This window comes from Oleiagrimonas sp. MCCC 1A03011 (genome assembly GCF_003267965.1).
GTDB classification, from domain to species: Bacteria; Pseudomonadota; Gammaproteobacteria; order Xanthomonadales; family Rhodanobacteraceae; genus Oleiagrimonas; species Oleiagrimonas citrea.
Genome location: NZ_MSPY01000045.1, coordinates 1 through 1,177, shown reverse-complemented (window position 1 = coordinate 1,177; position 1,177 = coordinate 1). Strand labels below are relative to the sequence as shown.

At 63.4% G+C, this 1,177-nt stretch carries 1 protein-coding gene; it reads right to left on the bottom strand.

The annotated features are described in order from the left end of the window. Positions 1–1,177: chloride channel protein (locus tag BTJ49_RS15275; protein ID WP_304598398.1), on the bottom strand; the 1,177-nt coding region annotated here is incomplete at both ends.

Sequence of the window (1,177 nt, the reverse complement as noted above, 5' to 3'; positions counted from 1 at the left end):
ACGGCTACCAGGAAGCTGTCGAGCCGGGCCTTGTCGGCAAAGGCCATCTGACCGGCCAACAGATAAGGATCGCCGTCGGCGGCCAATAGATGGTGGAACAAAATGCCATCCTGCAAGGGCGAGAGGGCATAGATATCCTGGATATTGGCAGCACCGCCCGGCACACGGGTCACGATCCGGTCGATGTCTGCTTGTGACAGATCGACCAAGGGCAGCATGTCTGGGGTAATCGCCACTGCATCCGGTGTAATCAGGTTGGGCGGCACAGCCACGTCCTGACACTCACCAAGAGTGGCGGCCAAATCCGCCAAGGTGGGGGTGGCAAACAGGGCACGAACCTCAATGCCGTATCCCAAGCGCCGCATGCGCTCCATCAACTTCACGGCCATGAGCGAGTGGCCGCCCAGTTCGAAGAAGTTATCGTTCCGGCCAACCTTGTCAACACCGAGCAATTCTTCCCAGATCGAGGCGAGGGTCTGCTCGGTCTCTCCCTGGGGCGGTTCGTAGACATGGCGTACATAGGCATCGTCTTCAGGCGCCGGCAGCGCCTTGCGGTCGAGTTTGCCGTTGGGCGTCAGCGGCATCACCGGGATGAGGGAGCGGGCGCGTCGTTCGAAAAGAAGCAGTTCGACGGCAAGCAGGACCGCCGAAACCGGCGCGGAGAAGATGGTGGCCATGCCGGCTGCAGCGCCAGCCGCCAGGAGCGTCTTGCGCTCGTCGGCGGTGACATGGAGCAACTGGCCCAGCAACGATCCCAGTGCGCCACCGGTTGCGATGATCGGACCTTCCGCGCCGAAGGGGCCACCCGTGCCGATGGCGATGGCGGACGAAACGGGTTTGAGCCAGGTCACGCGTGGCGGAACCCGGCTTTCGTTCAGCAGGATCTGCTCCATGGCCTCGGGGATGCCGTGACCACGGATGGCCGTCGATCCCCAGCGCGCCATCACGCCGACGATCAGGCCGCCGACGATAGGTACGGCGATCACCCACGCACCGAGATGCAGCGTGGTCGGATTGACGAAGGTCGTGCTCCAGCGTCCATAGAACGCCAGGTTGGTGATCAGCCCGATCAGCGCCACCAGAACCTTGGCAATGACACTCGCGGCGACGCCCAGCACGATCGCCAGCAAGACGATCCTGAGCACGCGTGCATTCAGCATCCGCGTGCGGCGCGGCA